This window comes from Bremerella sp. JC817 (assembly GCF_040718835.1).
GTDB lineage: Bacteria > Planctomycetota > Planctomycetia > Pirellulales > Pirellulaceae > Bremerella.
Genome location: NZ_JBFEFG010000281.1, coordinates 938,491 through 953,626 on the forward strand (window position 1 = coordinate 938,491; position 15,136 = coordinate 953,626).

14 protein-coding genes are annotated in these 15,136 nt (G+C 56.8%); 6 read left to right on the forward strand and 8 right to left on the reverse strand.

Annotated features, from left to right (window positions below; translation table 11 throughout):
- Positions 1-68 precede the first annotated feature (68 nt).
- From AB1L30_RS26835 to AB1L30_RS26850, 4 genes are all read right to left on the reverse strand, one after another.
- Positions 69-1,088 carry a 2-oxoacid:ferredoxin oxidoreductase subunit beta gene (locus tag AB1L30_RS26835; protein WP_367017654.1) on the reverse strand — a complete coding sequence of 340 codons (1,020 nt, stop codon included), beginning with the start codon at positions 1,086-1,088 and terminating at the stop codon, positions 69-71.
- Between the two features lie 61 nt (positions 1,089-1,149).
- The gene (locus AB1L30_RS26840) at positions 1,150-3,015 is read right to left on the reverse strand and encodes a 2-oxoacid:acceptor oxidoreductase subunit alpha (protein ID WP_367017656.1); all 1,866 of its coding nucleotides are present in this window, start codon (positions 3,013-3,015) and stop codon (positions 1,150-1,152) included.
- An 871-nt stretch (positions 3,016-3,886) separates the two neighbouring features.
- A complete protein-coding gene (locus AB1L30_RS26845; RefSeq protein ID WP_367017658.1) occupies positions 3,887-4,768 on the reverse strand; it encodes a hypothetical protein in 882 nt (293 codons plus the stop codon).
- Positions 4,769-4,872: 104 nt separating this feature from the next.
- Entirely contained in the window at positions 4,873-5,712 is an 840-nt protein-coding gene (locus AB1L30_RS26850) for an alpha/beta hydrolase (RefSeq protein WP_367017660.1), read from the reverse strand.
- A 168-nt stretch (positions 5,713-5,880) separates the two neighbouring features.
- Between AB1L30_RS26850 and ribA the strand changes: the two genes are divergently transcribed.
- Positions 5,881-7,086 carry a GTP cyclohydrolase II gene (gene ribA, locus AB1L30_RS26855; RefSeq protein ID WP_345094482.1) on the forward strand — a complete coding sequence of 402 codons (1,206 nt, stop codon included), beginning with the start codon at positions 5,881-5,883 and terminating at the stop codon, positions 7,084-7,086.
- Positions 7,087-7,109: 23 nt separating this feature from the next.
- Here the strand turns inward: ribA and AB1L30_RS26860 are convergent, their stop codons facing one another.
- The 4 genes from AB1L30_RS26860 to AB1L30_RS26875 all read right to left on the reverse strand — a co-directional run bounded on the left by AB1L30_RS26860 (position 7,110) and on the right by AB1L30_RS26875 (position 10,440).
- Positions 7,110-7,385: a hypothetical protein gene (locus tag AB1L30_RS26860; RefSeq protein ID WP_367017662.1), complete on the reverse strand. Its 276-nt coding sequence runs from the start codon at positions 7,383-7,385 to the stop codon at positions 7,110-7,112.
- A gap of 9 nt (positions 7,386-7,394) precedes the next feature.
- Positions 7,395-7,823: an Rrf2 family transcriptional regulator gene (locus tag AB1L30_RS26865; protein ID WP_367017663.1), complete on the reverse strand. Its 429-nt coding sequence runs from the start codon at positions 7,821-7,823 to the stop codon at positions 7,395-7,397.
- Between the two features lie 7 nt (positions 7,824-7,830).
- The gene (locus AB1L30_RS26870) at positions 7,831-8,646 is read right to left on the reverse strand and encodes a phosphoadenylyl-sulfate reductase (protein WP_367017665.1); all 816 of its coding nucleotides are present in this window, start codon (positions 8,644-8,646) and stop codon (positions 7,831-7,833) included.
- Between the two features lie 159 nt (positions 8,647-8,805).
- Positions 8,806-10,440, reverse strand: coding sequence for a cation:proton antiporter (locus tag AB1L30_RS26875; protein WP_367017666.1), 1,635 nt, complete (start codon positions 10,438-10,440; stop codon positions 8,806-8,808).
- 260 nt (positions 10,441-10,700) lie between these two features.
- Between AB1L30_RS26875 and AB1L30_RS26880 the strand changes: the two genes are divergently transcribed.
- The 5 genes from AB1L30_RS26880 (at position 10,701) to AB1L30_RS26900 (ending at position 14,833) form a co-directional block, all read left to right on the forward strand.
- Complete coding sequence (locus AB1L30_RS26880; protein WP_367017668.1) at positions 10,701-12,194, forward strand: rhamnulokinase family protein; 1,494 nt, start codon at positions 10,701-10,703, stop codon at positions 12,192-12,194.
- 148 nt (positions 12,195-12,342) lie between these two features.
- The gene (locus AB1L30_RS26885; protein ID WP_367017670.1) at positions 12,343-13,386 is read left to right on the forward strand and encodes a Gfo/Idh/MocA family oxidoreductase; all 1,044 of its coding nucleotides are present in this window, start codon (positions 12,343-12,345) and stop codon (positions 13,384-13,386) included.
- A gap of 134 nt (positions 13,387-13,520) precedes the next feature.
- On the forward strand, positions 13,521-13,808 hold the full coding sequence (locus AB1L30_RS26890; RefSeq protein ID WP_367017671.1) for a hypothetical protein: 288 nt from the start codon (positions 13,521-13,523) through the stop codon (positions 13,806-13,808).
- Positions 13,809-14,088: 280 nt separating this feature from the next.
- Positions 14,089-14,415: a hypothetical protein gene (locus AB1L30_RS26895; RefSeq protein WP_345094498.1), complete on the forward strand. Its 327-nt coding sequence runs from the start codon at positions 14,089-14,091 to the stop codon at positions 14,413-14,415.
- Positions 14,416-14,545: 130 nt separating this feature from the next.
- A complete protein-coding gene (locus tag AB1L30_RS26900) occupies positions 14,546-14,833 on the forward strand; it encodes a hypothetical protein (protein ID WP_367017672.1) in 288 nt (95 codons plus the stop codon).
- Positions 14,834-15,136: the final 303 nt, after the last annotated feature.

Sequence of the window (15,136 nt, forward strand, 5' to 3'; positions counted from 1 at the left end):
CACCAAAAAAGCCGGCAACGCATGGCTGCCGACTTCTTAATTTGGGCTCGCAACGAATCGGGATCGGCTTATTCGACGACCCAGGTATCGCCCGAGTTGAACAGCTTTTCGAGGCTCGCTTCGCCGCGGGTTTCCTTGGCTTGCTGCACCTGGTAGTTGATCGCATCGTCGTAGCACGGAGCGTCGATGTCACGCAGAACACCAATTGGCTCTGGGAACTCAGGATGCGACATGCGGGTCAGCAAGTAAGCGAGAGTCGGATCGGCCGACTTGGCGTCGTGGAACAGCAAGTCGTCCTCGGTGATTCCCTTGCCCAGTTCGACCACTTCCGGGGTGATGCCGTTGAGACGAATCCCCTTGTCGCGATTCTTACCAAAGATCAGCGGCTTGCCATGTTCGAGTTCGAGCACGGTGTCGGCCTTCGTGTCTTTGTCGGTCGCCCACTTGTAGGCACCGTCGTTGAACACGTTGCAGTTCTGGTAAACCTCGACGAACGACACACCCTTGTGGGCGACAGCCTTTTCCAAGGTGTCGGCCAGGTGCTTGATGTGGACGTCGATCGAACGAGCAACGAAGGTAGCTTCGCACGACAGAGCGACCGACAGTGGATGGATCGGATTATCGATCGCACCCATCGGCGTGCTCTTGGTCACCTTCCCCTTTTCGGAGGTCGGCGAGTACTGGCCCTTCGTCAAACCGTAGATACGGTTGTTGAACAGAATAATGTTCAGATTCACGTTACGACGCAGCACGTGCATCAGGTGGTTACCACCAATCGACAACGCGTCGCCGTCACCGGTAATCACGAACACCGTCAGATCCTGACGGGCCGACTTCAAACCAGTAGCAAAAGCGGGGGCACGACCATGCACGCTGTGCATGCCGTAGGTGTTCATGTAATACGGGAAGCGGCTGCTGCAACCGATACCGCTGACGAAGACAGTGTCTTCGCGGCTCATGTTGAGCGTCGACATGACCTTCTTCATTTGGGCCAAGATCGAATAGTCACCGCATCCTGGGCACCAACGCACGTCCTGGTCGGTACCATAGTCCGCGGGCTTCAAAACAGGCAGTTCTGCGGATGCCATGATGGGTCGTTTCTCTATCATTGAAGGGTTATGGATTCAGGTTTCTGTGGGGGTGTTTTTTTTAGCCGAGCAGCGATTCGATCTTGTCTGCGATCTCGGTCGTGGTGAACGGCTTGCCTTGAACCTTGTTCAGACCAACCGCATCGACCAGGAACTTATCTCGCAACAGCATTCGCAGTTGGCCGAGGTTCAGTTCTGGCACCAGGATCTTGTCGAAGCTCGAAAGGAGTTCGCCCAGGTTGCTCGGGAATGGATTGAGGTAGCGGATGTGGGCATGGCTGACCGACTTGCCGGCGGCCTGCATACGAGCCACCGCGGTGCGGCACGAACCGTAAGTACCGCCCCAGCTTACCACCAGGACCTTGCCCGATTCGGCACCCATTACTTCCTGCTTCGGCACCACGCTGGCGATGTTCGCGACCTTTTTGGCTCGCGTCAGCACCATGTGATGATGGTTGGCCGGGTCGTAACTGACGTTGCCGGTACCATCCTGCTTTTCGAGACCACCCACGCGGTGCATCAGACCTGGCGTGCCTGGGATCGCCCATGGCCGTGCCAGTTCTTCGTTACGCTTGTAGGCCATGAAAGGCGGATCGTCTTCGTTACGTGGGCCTGGGTGTTTGACTTCAATCTTCGGCAGGTCGGCGACGTTCGGGATTCGCCATGGTTCACTACCGTTAGCGATATAGCCGTCGGTCAGCACGACGATCGGGGTCATGAAGCGAACGGCCAGACGCCAGGCTTCAATCGCCACGTCGAAGCAGTCGGCAGGACTGCGAGCCGCGATCACGGGGATGGGCGATTCACCGTTGCGGCCGAACATCGCTTGCAGCAAGTCGGCTTGTTCTGTTTTGGTCGGCAGACCGGTGCTCGGTCCACCACGCTGCACGTCGACGATCACCAGCGGCAGTTCCAGCATCATCGCCAGACCCATCGCTTCGCCTTTCAAGGCCATGCCAGGACCGCTGGTCGTGGTCAAAGCCATTTCGCCCCCGTAAGCGGCACCAATGGCCGAGCAGACCGCTGCGATTTCGTCTTCGGCCTGGAAGGTGAGGACGTCGAAGTTCTTGTACTTGCTCAGTTCGTGCAGAATATCGCTGGCAGGCGTGATCGGGTACGAACCCAAAAACAGCTTCTTTTCGCTCAGCTTGGCCGCGGTCATCAAACCCCAAGCCAAAGCCTGGTTGCCGGTCATATTGCGGTAGCGGCCCGGAGCCAGCTTGGCCTTATCGACCTTATAGCTGCTGCGGAAAGCGTCGGTCGTTTCACCGAAGGCATGGCCAGCTTTCAGGGCGCGGCGGTTCGCTTCGGCGACGTTGGCCACCTTGGCGAACTTCGCATCGATGAATCGCAGGGTCGGTTCCATCGAGCGGCCATACAGCCAGAACACCAGGCCCATGGCGAAGAAGTTACGGCAACGATCCGCTTCCTTCACGCTCAGATCGAGACCGTCAACCGCACCACGAGTCATGCTGGTCATCGGAACGGCAAACGTTTGATAGCCGCTCAACGATTCGTCTTCAATCGGGTTGGTTTCGTAGCCGGCCTGACCGAGCGACTTCTTGTCGAACGCATCGCTGTTGATGATCAACACGCCATTGCGTTTCAGGTCGCCGAGGTTGGTCTTCAACGCGGCAGGATTCATCGCCACCAACGCGTCGACCGCTTCCCCTGGGGTGAAGATGTCGTGCGAGGCGAAGTGAATCTGAAAACCACTCACGCCAGCAAGCGTTCCACGAGGGGCACGGATTTCAGCCGGGAAGTCCGGGAAGGTGGCAATGTCGTTGCCAGCCAACGCCGACGTGTTGGAGAACTGGGTACCAGCCAGCTGCATCCCGTCGCCCGAGTCGCCACAGAAGCGAACGGTCGCTTCTTCCAAGGGCTGAATCTCTTTTACGATCGTGGTTTCGTCAGTAGTGGTGGACATGATTATTAGGGGTTTCCGGGCAACAAACGGGGTTTCTTACTTGGAATTATTAAGAGGCGGCGTCCTGCGGCAAATGTCGCGAGCCGGCAGCTCTTCATTGGGATAGGGGTGCGATGTCGGCAAGGTGGGCGAAGGTACAACGATTGGTGAAATTCTAGTCAAACAAATAGTACCCAAGGACGCCACGCAATTCGGGCTCGCGTTCCTCCCAATTCGGGAAGAGTGCTGGCAGAAGAGAACGGATTCTCTCGCATGGACTAGACCACACAAGTCGCCGTCAGATTCGACCGCAAATCGGGCGAAACCAGGAGAGCCATCGGCCAGACGACCGGTGCTTCGGACGCAACTAGGGCCGAAAGGCATTGGCCGAATGCCATGTTGATGGCGAGGATTCACACGACGACGGTTCGGCGAACGGTCGCGACATCCTTGCTGGACGGACTCCGTTTCGTGCTTCATGGCCCTTGGGCAAATGCCAATGGATTGCTGCCATCAATGACAGCGATCCGACTTCGATCGGTTGGTTTGGTTTTTGAAATCTCAGCGCGTCGTCAAACGGCGCCCACTAATTGAAATTTCGACGAGCTACCCCGACTTTTCTGAGGCAATTTTGCCGGTTATGCCGATTTTTCGGGGTTCAATTCCCGGTTTAGTCTACCAATCTCCCCGTTTTGGTGTAACAAGACGACCAATGAAACCCGGGTAAATTGGGTAGAAATTGCCGTTTTCCAGCAAATCGGACATGTTTGTCCATTTTATAGAAGCGATCTTACGGCTTACTACCCCGATTCTCAAAAACATGCCTCAGAAATGAGGTCATCTCGAACGAACCGCAGGCCCCCGAGTCCCCCTATAGCCCGTCAATTACCGCCTAGTCGAAGTCGTCAATCGGCGGAGGGGGCATTCCTTCTTTCTGATAGAACTTCGTCAGATCGATCCCGCCTCGGTTTTCTTCTTCGAGCAGTTTGATGCGGGCCTCAAGTCGTTCCATCCGCCGCATCATCTGGGGGATCAGGAACAAGCTCTCGTCGACCTTCTTCTTGGATGGGACCTTCGGATACCCCAACTGACGCTGCAGGGCCGAGAACAGCAGCATCGGGTCCCGCTTGCGATTGGCCAGCGCAATCCGCCCTTCCCGTTCCCCGAACAGTGGCGGAAAGTCCGAGCCTGGCAGCTTTCCACCACGGCGGATCTGCTGCGTGATGTAATGCTCGCTGCGGGTGTAGATCATGTCGGCGATGTCGATCAAACCGATGCGTCGGCGATTGATCTCCAGGAAGTTTCGCCACGCGTCGTCGTACATCGGATCGAGCAGCATCGCCGCGAAGCCGGTGTCGTACTTCAAACGATGGCGACAGATCGCCTCGAACTGAAAGAGGAATAACGACTGCGGTGTCGCATGCTCGGCCCTTAGTTTGGCTTCGAGCTTTAAGATCTCGAGCCCGGTCTGAAAGTCGAACTTCCCATGATCGTCCTCGGCCGAGGCGACGATGTAGGTTTGAAAGCCGGAGAAGTAATGCCCCAGCCGCTTCATCGCCGGGCCGAACTGGCCACTATGCCGCAGTTCGGAAGCCATGAAATCGATTGCCATCGGCAGGTTGGTGGTGACGAGAATTTCGTCTCTCACCGACATCAGTATCTCTTGCATGGGGCGATTGTCGGTCAGCCCGTGCTGGATACCTTCGAAGAAATGCCGCTGCTCGATGTATTCCTCAACCTCTAGACCTGGTCCAGGGTTCGGCGCTTCGCTCATAGTTTTCCTGTCTGTGGCCTGGGCTGGCGGCGCAATGTTGCAAGATAAGCCCCAGGCGGAAGGACCGATGCTGGTGTGGCACAGAACCGCTCCGAGCACCTCGGTTACGACTCTTCGAGTTTGAGATGTCCGTCGAGGAATTTCAATGCCTCTCGCTTGGCATTGGGATCGATGAAGGTCGACAGGTGCCCTCGCCCTTCTGATTTAAAGAAGGTGGTCGGGATGCCCAGGTTGGTGAGCTTCGCATGCATCCGCTCGGCGTTGTCGATCGGAACAACCTCGTCTTCGGTGCCATGAAAGAAGAAGATTGGTGGACACTTGGCGGTGACATGCGTCAGCGGCGAAGCCTCGGTATAGGTCTCGGGAACGTTGGCTCGCGAGCCTCCAAGGAAGAATTTCAACCGTTGACTATGCAGCGGTTCGTTCGTGAAATCACAGGGAGCGCCTCCGGCGACCACCGCCTTGAGCAGCGGTGTTTCGCCATCGTCTTCGGCATCCATCGTGGCGACCAGGCAGGCCAGGTGACCTCCGGCCGAATAACCCCAGCCAGCTATGCGGTTTGTGTCGATGTGAAACTCTTCGGCGTTGTTCACCAACCAGTCGAGCGCGGCCTGACAGTCTTCGAGCTGGGCCGGGTAGATGTGAACAGGGGCGAATCGATACGTAATTGTCGCTACAGCGTAGCCATGATTGGCCAGAAACATGGCGTGCGTTGCCATGTGACTTCGTGAGCCACCAGCCCAAGCCCCTCCATGGATCATCAGCACGGCAGGAAAGGGACCTTCCCCAGGAGGCAGATAAACATCGGCTTTGAGTATCTTGTCTTCCCGCTCGGCGAATACCTGATTAGGCAGGTAACGAATCGCCCCCATTTCGGCCTGGAGGGTCGAACGCCAGGTAGCGAGAAAAAGAATTGCGAGTATGAAGGTTTTCAAGCCTGTCACGACCGACTCCGTCAAGGTGAACTATTCCGCGATAGCACGGGTCCTATAATGAGTTATTCCGCTCCCGTTGCCCATTATTAACCCTGTGGGCAATATTAACCCCGAGCATCGTGCCAGGCATCCCTTTTAATTCGGCGATGCCCCCAAGTTTTCAGGAGAGTGCTTCCCGTGAGCCACCGATTTTCTACCGTCCAGGCTGCCGTCGACGCGATCAAAGCTGGCAAAGTTATCATCGTTGTCGATGCCGAAGACCGGGAAAACGAGGGGGATTTTGTCGCTGCCGCCGAAAAGACGACCCCCGAAGTGGTGAACTTCATGATCACCCAGGGGCGAGGCCTCTTGTGTGCGGCTTGCCTGCCCGATGTCTGCGAACGGCTCGATCTGCCACCATTGGTCGAAAACAACAACGCTCCCTTGCGAACCGCGTTCACGACCCCCATCGATCACAAGAACGCCAAAACCGGGATCACTGCCAAGGAACGTTCCGAAACGATCATGGCGATGGTCGACCCCCAATCGACCGAAGACGACTTCGTCCGCCCTGGCCACGTTTACCCGCTGCTGGCCAAAGAAGGTGGCGTGCTGCGACGCGCTGGGCACACCGAAGCCTCGGTCGACCTGGCCCGCATGGCAGGCCTGACGCCGGCTGGTTCGCTGTGCGAGATCTTGAATGAAGAAGGGGACCGGGCCTCGCGCGACGAACTGATCGCGCTGGCCGAGAAGTTCAATCTCGAGATCATCTCGATCGAGCAGCTCATTTCGCATCGTCGCGTCAATGAAAAGCTGGTGGAACGAGGTGCAGAGGCGAAGCTGCCGACCAAGTTCGGCGAGTTTGACATCATCGTTTACGACGTGAAGTACGAAACCCAGGAGCCGGTCGTGCTGGCCATGGGGGACCTCAGCTCGGTCGAAGCTCCGCTCGTGCGACTTCACAGTAGCTGCTTCACCGGCGATTTGATTGCCTCGCTCCGCTGCGATTGTGGCGACCAACTGGAAATGGCCCTGCGAAAGATCAGCGAAGAAGGCGTCGGTGCCTTGGTCTACTTACCGCAGGAAGGTCGGGGCATCGGCCTGAAAGCCAAGATCCGCGCTTACGCCCTGCAAGATCAAGGTCTCGATACGGTCGAAGCGAACCACGCGCTCGGTTTCAAGAGCGACATGCGAGACTATGGCGTGGGGATCCAGATTTTGAAAGACCTCGGTCTATCGAAGATTCGCCTGCTGACGAACAATCCCAAGAAGACCGACGCGTTCATCTATGGCGGGTTCGATCTGGAAGTGGTCGATCAGGTGCCGATTCACCCAACGCCAAATCCGCACAACCAAAAGTATCTCGACACCAAACGCGACAAGATGGGGCACCGCCTGCCGTAGGCATCACAGGCGTGCGGCACGTGTTAGTTGCGTGCCATACAGACGCTGTCGACAATCTGCCCTTCGCGAAGCACGGCCAGGCCGGCTTGGCCTTGATTGGCGGCCCAAGCGGCATCGGGCGTCGAGTAATTCCAAAGCTCGTCGCCAGGGACCATTTGCTGAAAGAGACCGCCCGCCTGATTCAGGTAGTGGCGAGCCATTTCAGCGACGGCAGGGTCTGGGTTAGAACAGGTCGCCAGAATTTCGTCGACCGTAGTCGGCGCGGTGAGCCACTCACGTGGGATCGCTTCAGAATTCATCGAATCCGCCTAGATATAGAACATTTCGTCAGGCTGTTCCGCTACGCGAGCAGCGAGACTGGCCAGGGTAACATCTTCCAGAATCTTGGTGCGTTCCTGACAAATCTTACCCCACACGCCGCATAGTGCCTGGGCAGCAGGCGTTGGCCGCTGCAGGTTCGATTCTGACTGATCGCCACTTCCTTCGATTACTTGAAAGATATCGGCCAGCGTAATGCGATCAGGGGCCTGCGCCAAACGATATCCCCCGGTTGAACCACGGGTACTTTGCACGAGGCCCGCCGCTTTCAGTTGAGCCATGATCTGCACGAGAAACGGCTGCGGAATGCCTTGGGCTTCGGTGATCTCGCGCAGCCGCGCTGGCTGGTCGGCTTCGTACCGGGCAGCCAGTTCGATCATCGCGATGCAGGCATATTCGCTTTTTGCCGAGACCGTCATTTCACTACTAGGCGTTGGGGCTGTCGTCTAAGGTGTGCAAACCACACTCGGTCTTTCCAGTTCCGCTCCATCGGCCGGCACGTTCGTCTTCGCCTGCCAGAACGGCACGCGTGCATGGCCAGCAGCCAATGCTGGTGTAGCCTTGATCGTGCAGCACGTTGTAAGGCACGCCATGCTCGGTAATCATTCGCCAGACCCAGCTCTTGGTCTGGTTGGCCAGCGGATTGATCTTCACCAGGCCGAACTTCTTATCCCAGCCAACAATGCTGGCGCGGGCCCGGTCTTCGCTCTGGTCGCGGCGAATGGCACTGATCCAAGCATGCTTCCCTTCCGCACCGCGCTGCAGCACTTTGATCTTACGATCGAAGCAGCATTGGGTCGGGTTCGTCTTATAGAGCGGGCCGCCATGAAGCTGCTCGTACTCTTCGACCGTGTGCTCCGGCTTGAGCAACTCGACATCGATGCCGAACTTCTCGCGAATCTGGTCGCGAACATCGAGCGTTTCCTGGAACTGGTAGCCCGTGTCGAGATTGAAAACCGGAGTCTCCGGGGCGACCTGCGAAAGGAGATATAGAATCACACACCCTTCTGGACCGAAGGCGGTTCCCATCGTCAGCTTGGTGCCAAAACGATCCGCTCCCCAGTGAATGATCTCTTCGGGGGTGGCGGTTTCGAGCCGCTGCGACGCTTCTTCCAACTCGGCCATCAGCTCTGGAGTGGGCTGAAGCATGCCGGAAGTTGTTTGCTCTTCTTGATTTACGTTGCTGGCCGACATGGCATTCACTTGAAACGGGTTGTCCGTGGTAAGGCTTGTCAGTTGCATGGGTTACGTGCCCTTGGGTGTCATTGTTAACTAACATGACCAACTTAGTCAACAATAGATCCGATGCCGAGAATCTTCATCGGTTACACCTAGGGACGATCTCCAGGTTGATTTGTGCCGGTTCTAGCGATTGCGGCAGAGAAGGGAACAACAGCCCGTTTAAAACGCGTCGCTCTCCGAGAGCTTCTCGATCATTCCGATCAGCATGAGGGCGGTTTGCGATTCTTCGTCGGTCACGTAATCAGCCCCGACCAGGTGCAATCGCTCTCGATTGCGCTGATAGCGGCAGCGAGCCAGAATGGTGCAGCGACGGTTCATCGCTCGGATGCTTTTGACAATCTGCACCGATGCCTCGTCGTCAGGCACGGCCACCAAAACCAAGTTGGCGTGGGCGATCTCGGCTTCTTCCAGTGTCTTTCGCTTGGTGGCATCGCCGGTGACGGCTCGAAAACCAGCTTGAATCAGCGGATAGGTATTCACCGAATTCAGATCGATGAATCGAACTTCCGCCCCGGAGATTTCAATCCGCGAAGCCACTTGCCGGGCAACGGGACCAACGCCGATGATCACCGCCTCGCGAATGGTCTCGCGGGCTTCAATGGCCTTCTCTTCTTTGCTGGTGTGCAAGGAAGGATCGTTACCCAACTTGCGGATCCCCCAGCGAATGAACCCTGGCGTCAGAATCATCGTCCCAATCGCCAGCACGAGCATCTGGTTATAGTGCGACTCTTGCACGAGGTTTCGCGTCAGACCTTCCGACAGCAGCAGGAAGCTCATTTCACCCACCTGCGAAACACCGAGCCCCATCCAAAGAGCCACGCGCCAGCTCATGCCGGAAGCTCGAATCGCCAGGCCGGCACCAAGTGTCTTCACCAGCACGACCAACGGAAAGCCAATCAGCACCAGCAGCGGATCATGAAGCAAGGCTTCAATATCGAGCAGGGCCCCCAGCGAGATGAAGAAGACCGCCGCAAAACTTTCGCGGAAAGGAAGTGTCAGGGCATCGACCTGCTGGGTGAAGCGATTTCCTCCCAGGATCAGACCGGCCCCAAAGGCACCAAAAGCGGCCGGAAGCCCCAGGATATGTGCCACAAAGCAGCCACTTCCCAGCAAAGCCAACGCAAACAACAGCAACAACTCTCGGCTTCTCAGCAGCGAGAAGAGCGGCAATGCGAATCGATGCGTAACAAATGCCAGGACCGGAATGGTTGTCAAAAACAGGATCGTCACGATCCCCAGCCGCACGAATTCCAGCGGCGAATAGTTCTCGGTCGCGGCGATTAGCGGGACGGCCAACATCAGCGGAACGATCGCCATGTCTTGGAAAAGCAAGATACCGACGCTACGTACGCCAGCCGGCGACGAGGCGACATTTAGTTCGTGTAGGGCCCGAAAGACGAGCACTGTCGAGCTTAAGGCCACAGATGCTCCCAAGAGCGAAGCTCCCTGCCAGGGCAGCCCCAGCAGGATGAACAGAAAGCTCACTGGCACCGCGACGGCACACATCTGGACGAAGCCGGCCACCAGAATCCACGGCCCGACATGCCGCATTTCTTCCCACGAGACTTCCGTGCCGATCGAGAAAAGGAGAAACAACGCCCCCATCTCAGCCAGGTGCTTCAGATCGTGATTCTCGGTATGCAGAATCTGCAACGCCCCGTTCCCGATAATGGCACCAGCAATCAGGTAGCCAACAATCGTCGAGACATGCAGGTAGCGACAAATGGCACCCGACACGAAGCCGGCAGCCAGAATGACGATCAGGTTGAGTGCCAGGATCTCTAACGGGTCCACAAGTCCAAAATCCCTGGAACAAAGAACAAAGGTGCTTCCATCACGCGTTGGCCCCTTAGTTTTAAGCGGCCTGGCAAGTTTTATCGATTGGGTTGCCCCTTACTTTCCGGCGTTTCTAGCGAGAAAGCGATGATTGTTGACGTCGCTTGTGTCTATTAAACTGCAAATCCCATTTCTACTGACAGGCCAACTCCTTTTTAGGCCTGCCTGGATCTGCCCTTCCCCTGTCACCCAATCCTGCATCGTTCAAAAGCTCAACTATGTCTAACAAGACCTACCTCGCAGTCGACCTGGGAGCCTCCAGCGGTCGTGTCCTCGGTGGACGTTTCGATGGCTCGACGCTTCAACTGGAAGAAGTTCACCGTTTCGAGAATGGCCCGATCGCTTTCGCCGGGCATCTGCACTGGGACCTGTTGAAGCTTTGGCAAAACATTAAGGACGGCCTCACCGCTTCGGGAAGCAAGTTTGGCAGCGAGATCAGCAGCATTGGCGTCGATACATGGGGCGTTGACTTTGCCCTGCTGGGCCGCAATGACGAACTGCTGGGCAATCCGTACCACTACCGCGATCCGCGTACCCAAGGCATCTTCGAACGAGCCTTCGCCAAGGTGAGCCGCGACGAGATCTTCGCCGAGACCGGTTTGCAGTTCATGGAAATCAACACGCTGTACCAACTGATCGCCATGCGGGAAGCCAACAGCTCGATCCTAGAATCGGCCGAAAGCTTCCTGATGATGCCCGACCTGTTCCATTGGCTGCTAACCGGCGAGAAGGGGAACGAGCTGACCAACGCGTCGACGACGCAGCTCTTAAACCCCGTGACCAAGCAGTGGTCGAAGAAGCTGATTGAAGGCTTCGACCTGCCAGAACGGATCTTCGGCGAGATTGTCGACCCCGGCAGTGTTATCGGTCCGCTCCGGACGACCGTGCTCGAACAAATTGGCTTGAACGGCACGCGTGTCGTTCGCCCTGGCACCCACGACACCGCTTCGGCCGTCGTCGCCGTGCCGGCCAAGAGCTCGCCCGGCGAGATGCCCAACTGGTGTTACATCTCCAGCGGAACCTGGTCACTGATGGGTGTCGAAACGCCGCATCCGATCATTAACGAGCAGTGCGCCGAGTTTAACTACACCAACGAAGGAGGCGTCTACGGGACGACCCGCCTGCTGAAGAACATCGCCGGCTTGTGGCTGGTGCAAGAGTGCCGCCGTATCTGGAAACTGGGTGGCCACGAGTATGGTTACAGCGACCTCGTGCGGATGTCGCAGGAAGCCACGCCGCTGGCTTCGTTCGTGAACCCAGACCATTCCGACTTCGCCGCGCCGCAAGATATGCCGGCGCAGATTCGGGACTTCTGCGAACGTACCGGACAGATCGTCCCGCAAGCCGACGGGGCTGTCATTCGCTGCGTGCTGGAGAGCCTCGCGATGCGGTACCGCGTGGTCCATCGCAAGCTACAGGATCTGACTGGAACCAAGATCGACACGATCCATATCGTTGGTGGCGGAACGCAGAATCAGCTTCTTTGCCAGATGGCCGCCGATGCGTGCAACTGTCAGGTCGTGGCCGGCCCAGTCGAAGCGACCGCGATCGGTAACCTGATGCTTCAGGCCGTCGCTTCCGGCGACATCGGTAGCCTGGCGGAAGGCCGTGAAGTGATTCGCAACAGCTTCCCGGTTGTCACCTATACGCCGAAGACCCCAACGATGTGGGACGACGCGTTCCCACGATTCGAGAAAACTTGCAGCTTCTAATCAGGCCGCCGAGTTTTCGAGAAGAACTTTCTCTATTCGCTGACAGTGGCCAGCAAGAGTCGATTCACCTTTACTGGTACCAGAACAGACTTCCCACCTAAACCACTGCGACAAACCGCCTCGCCGAGAAGTAAGAAAGAGTAGCACCATGATCAAAGTCGGAATCGTTGGCGTCGGATTCATGAGTTGGATTCATTACCTGGCCTATCAAAAGGTCCGGGGAATGAAGGTCACCTCATTCTGTTCGCGCGATCCGAAGAAGCAAAAAGGGGACTGGCGCGGGATCAAAGGCAACTTTGGTCCGGCCGGCGAGCAGATCGATGTTTCCAAGATGGCGGTCTATGCCACATTGGAAGAAATGCTGGCGGACGATTCGATCGATATGGTCGACATCTGCCTCCCCCCTGCTCTGCACGAAGAGGCCACGATCAAAGCGTTGAAAGCAGGCAAGCATGTGCTGGTCGAGAAGCCGATCGCGCTCGATCCGGCGGCCGCCAAACGGATGCAGAAAGCAGCCGACAAGTGCGGCAAGCTGATGCTGACCGCGCACGTGCTGCCATTCTTTACGGAGTTCAACTTCGCGTTGGAAGCGGCTCGTTCAGGCAAGTTTGGCAAGGTGCTTGGTGGCCACTTCAAGCGTTTGATCAGCGATCCGACCTGGATCCCAGATTTCTACGATCTGGAAAAGGTTGGCGGTCCCCTTCTCGACCTGCATATTCACGACGCTCACTTCATTCGCTTGATGTTTGGCATGCCCACCAGCGTGACCAGCGTCGGCCGCATGCGTGGCGACTGCGTCGAATACTGCACCACGCAGTTCGGTTTCGCCGACAGCAGCTACGTGGTGACAGCTACCAGCGGCGTGCTGCATCAGCCGGGACGTAGCTTCACGCATGGCTTCGAGATTCATTTTGAAGAAGCAACGCTGCTGATGGACTTCGCTGTGATCGACGACGCCCCGGTCGTGGCGATGCCGCTAACCGTGTTGCCGAAGAAGGGGAAGTCGAAGCAACCGAAGCTGAAGGGTGGCGACCCGGTCGATTCGTTCGCTGCCGAGCTGAAGGAAGTGGAGCAGAGCATTCTGTCTGGCACCCCGTCCAGCATACTGGGTGGCGACGTGGCTGTCGACGCATTGGTACTTTGCCAGAAGCAAGCCGACTCGATTGCCAAAGGCAAGACGGTCCGCGTCTAAGGTGCCAACTTGCCTGGAGACAGGCTTCTACGGTCGACGGTGCGGCGAATCCAATTTTCAGGGGATTCGTCGCAAGATTGGTCGAGATGGGGCGAATCTCAGTGCATAGCATTGTTTCTCCCGAAGATCGACCGATGGCATTATTCCTTATTTCCCATGGCTGCGGCGTGCTTGCCCTCTGCATCCTGGTGAACTTCTGGTGTGCCCTTAAGGTCGGTTCCGACCTGGACGACAACCGAGCCCTGGGCGTGGCGATGCACACATCGTTCGTCACGGGGAATTGGGCCGCGATCTTCGGTGCTGGCTGGTCGCGCACGGATGAACCGGAAATGCTATTCACGATGGTTACCTGGACAACCTCCTTGGGAACCTTCGGAGGAACGTTGGTCCTGGCATCGCTACTTTGGGGCTATTTGTTCTGACGAGGATCGCCCTGGCAGCCCGACCTATTGAAGCAAGAAATCAAGGAACTTCTGGCTATGTTAGAAGCGATCGGGATTATCTTCGAGTTCATCGGCTTTTTCCTCGAACTCTTCGTCGCGTTGAGCAATAAGAAGAAGTAACGCGTCGACGCGTCTTGAAATTCGGTCAAATCCCCCGAAAACTGGTTGCCTGCACAAAAACGGCAACGTAGATATCTCCAGCCGGACCATGCTTCCGGAGTCGCGTTAAAACCGCTTCAATCCTGGGGAGCCGTACGAGATGAATGCCGTCGAAACGATGCTGTATGCCCTGGTCTGGGTCATTGCGATCGTGAATTTCATTTGCTTCTTCTACGTTATTTTGAAAATGTTTCAGAACAATGACGTAGGTCTAGCGCTGATCTCGCTGCTACTGACGCCCTGCTCTGGGCTGGGGATGCTGATTGTCTTCATCGCTGGTTGGGCCTATGTCGTCCGGTACGACACCTTCCGTTTTATGGCGTTCTGGAGCCTGCTCTCGTTCTCGCAGCTTCTGTTTGCGATCGCGTACGTCCTGCTGGAAATCCAGCAGCACGGGCAACTACCGATGATTGCCGGCGCGGATTAAGCAAATCGGAGATTCTCCTTCACTCCGCCATTGAATTTGCTTGCTCGGCCCTGAAATCGAGCAGTAGAACGAAGAACGGTGCTGCTTCACCGCGAAGCGGCAGTGGCCATGTTATCGGGGGAATTGCATCATGCTGGTTCTACTGTTGGCCCTCTCTGGGCTCATGGGCTTGGTTTCGATCGGCTGCTTCATCGTCATTGTCATGCAGATGTTTCAGCACGGGGACGCGACCCTGGGGATCGTCTGCCTGGCCACGCTCTTGTGCGGCCTCCTTGGCTTTCTGATCGCATTTGTGATGGGCTGGATCAATGTTGGTAAGTACCAGGCCAACAAGGTCATGATGATCTGGACCTTCTGCTGGATCGGCCAAATGGCGATCGCCGTGATTGGCAATAGCAGCGGCGCTTTCGGCGGCTAAAACAGCCACTACAACACTACAGAAATACCGAAAGGGCACCTCGGCGAGTACGAGGTGCCTTTTTCTGTCATATTGGCAGGCCTGGCCGTTACGTCGTAAACACCCTGCCACGGCGGCAAAGAGAAGACCCTAAGGCTTTTCTAAACAAGCACTTACATCGCAGCGACAATCCTATGGCACGCTTCTTGCATACTTGATTCCCCACGCAATCGTTCGCGCAACAATGGCAGGCGGTCGCGGTTTAGACCTACCGCGCCTCGTCCGTCCACCATTCATATCCCGCATCGGCGTCTCCTGATCGGA

What these genes read in the sequence shown, in the direction of transcription:
- AB1L30_RS26895 (WP_345094498.1), top strand. Translation starts at nt 14,089, where the DNA reads ATGAATGCCGTCGAAACGATGCTGTATGCCCTGGTCTGGGTCATTGCG.
- AB1L30_RS26890 (WP_367017671.1), top strand. Translation starts at nt 13,521, where the DNA reads ATGGCATTATTCCTTATTTCCCATGGCTGCGGCGTGCTTGCCCTCTGC.
- AB1L30_RS26880 (WP_367017668.1), top strand. Translation starts at nt 10,701, where the DNA reads ATGTCTAACAAGACCTACCTCGCAGTCGACCTGGGAGCCTCCAGCGGT.
- AB1L30_RS26870 (WP_367017665.1), bottom strand. Translation starts at nt 8,646, where the DNA reads ATGCAACTGACAAGCCTTACCACGGACAACCCGTTTCAAGTGAATGCC.
- AB1L30_RS26835 (WP_367017654.1), bottom strand. Translation starts at nt 1,088, where the DNA reads ATGGCATCCGCAGAACTGCCTGTTTTGAAGCCCGCGGACTATGGTACC.
- AB1L30_RS26840 (WP_367017656.1), bottom strand. Translation starts at nt 3,015, where the DNA reads ATGTCCACCACTACTGACGAAACCACGATCGTAAAAGAGATTCAGCCC.
- AB1L30_RS26845 (WP_367017658.1), bottom strand. Translation starts at nt 4,768, where the DNA reads ATGAGCGAAGCGCCGAACCCTGGACCAGGTCTAGAGGTTGAGGAATAC.
- AB1L30_RS26865 (WP_367017663.1), bottom strand. Translation starts at nt 7,823, where the DNA reads ATGACGGTCTCGGCAAAAAGCGAATATGCCTGCATCGCGATGATCGAA.
- AB1L30_RS26900 (WP_367017672.1), top strand. Translation starts at nt 14,546, where the DNA reads ATGCTGGTTCTACTGTTGGCCCTCTCTGGGCTCATGGGCTTGGTTTCG.
- AB1L30_RS26885 (WP_367017670.1), top strand. Translation starts at nt 12,343, where the DNA reads ATGATCAAAGTCGGAATCGTTGGCGTCGGATTCATGAGTTGGATTCAT.
- AB1L30_RS26860 (WP_367017662.1), bottom strand. Translation starts at nt 7,385, where the DNA reads ATGAATTCTGAAGCGATCCCACGTGAGTGGCTCACCGCGCCGACTACG.